The organism is Rhodococcus sp. MH15 (assembly GCF_019266045.1).
Classification (GTDB): domain Bacteria; phylum Actinomycetota; class Actinomycetes; order Mycobacteriales; family Mycobacteriaceae; genus Rhodococcus_F; species Rhodococcus_F qingshengii.
The window spans coordinates 1-1,308 of the sequence record NZ_LPNP01000072.1 but is presented as its reverse complement, the minus strand read 5'-3'; the positions used below and the strand labels follow the sequence as shown (position 1 = coordinate 1,308).

The window sequence follows — 1,308 nt, the reverse complement described above, 5'->3', positions numbered from 1 at the left end:
CCTTGCTGCGAAGCGGTTTGGTGGCCAACAGCGCCAATGCCCACCATCGGTCGACGTGGCGGTACGGGGACAGGCGATCCCAGTCCTCGAAGATCGCCGGCCACCGACGCGCCGGCACTGTGCGAAGCACTGCATACGGGGCTGCGCTCTCGCCGAGCATGCGTTCACCGAAGCCGTGAGAGCGCAGTCGGCGCATCGCGGCAGCTGCTGCGACATCCCGATCCGACCACAGCAAGCAGGTGTCTTCGACAGCAACGCCGCCCCACCGGGCGTGCGGCAGGATGTGTTTGCGGGCCGGGCGACGCAACGGCACCACCAGCGCGATCTCCGACGTCAACGGTGCCGACAAGGTCCGGGCCAGGCGCGGCTGCGTCAGTTCGGTCATCGCCGGCGCGGTGGTGATCAGATGCATTCGGGTTCGCAGCTCCGGCGTCTGATACGCCCACCGGCACGGTGCGCAGAGACCTTTCTCGGTCGGAGCCTTCCACAAGTCGAATGCGGTGAAGGTTCGCGAGATCGCCGACCGCGCGGGCTCGATCGGTGTGTCGGCCTTCGCGCAGCGCGCACACCGCCCCCTCTGCAGTGAGTCCTTCTCAGATGAACGATTCGTCGATGCGAACGCCGCCTCTACGACCTCCACGCACGAGGTCACCTCCTGTAGTTTTTCTTTCATCACGCTNAGTCGGATCGGCTTCGAGGCCGTACATACACAGGAAGATCCGCCCGAAGGGCCGCGTGTGACAACAACGCCAGAAATACTCATCGAGCACCGAGGGAAGCGGCAGAGATATGAGTGGCACCCCTCGCGCGGACGGCCTCGACCTGACCACACTGCGCGCACTGCGGCGCCCACGCCCGAACCTGACCGCGATCAAAGAGCGCATCGAGGAACACCTCGACAACCACGACGGATATCTCGCCTTCTCCGGCGGCAAAGATTCACTCGTCGCCCTGCACCTGACCACAGCGGTCGAGCCGAACATTCCTGTCGTCTTCTTCGATTCGGGGCTCGAATACCCACAGACCTACGACTACATCGCCGACCTCGCCGACGCATGGAACCTCAATCTCGAAGTGCACCGAGCCGACCCACCCCTGCTGACCGTTCTCGCGGACTCCGGCGAATGGGATCACCGCCTGCCCACGCGGGCGACAACGCGTGCACTCCGCGACATTCTCATCGGAGCACCCTCACGCGCGGCCCACCAGGCTCACGGATCGGGCGAGATCTGGGGTGTACGCGCCGACGAATCCGCAAAGGGAACCGGACGCTGGTCGATGTACTACAACGCTCTCCGCGTCCGAATC

At 64.8% G+C, this 1,308-nt stretch carries 1 protein-coding gene and 1 pseudogene; one reads left to right on the top strand and one right to left on the bottom strand.

All coding sequences use genetic code 11. The features are described from left to right. Positions 1-412 (bottom strand): annotated as a pseudogene (locus ATN37_RS32640) (hypothetical protein); the annotation flags it as partial. Between the two features lie 377 nt (positions 413-789). Between ATN37_RS32640 and ATN37_RS21270 the strand changes: the two are divergent. After that, positions 790-1,308, top strand: a 519-nt coding sequence (locus ATN37_RS21270) for a phosphoadenosine phosphosulfate reductase family protein (RefSeq protein ID WP_218695591.1), incomplete at its 3' end; no start/stop codon positions are given.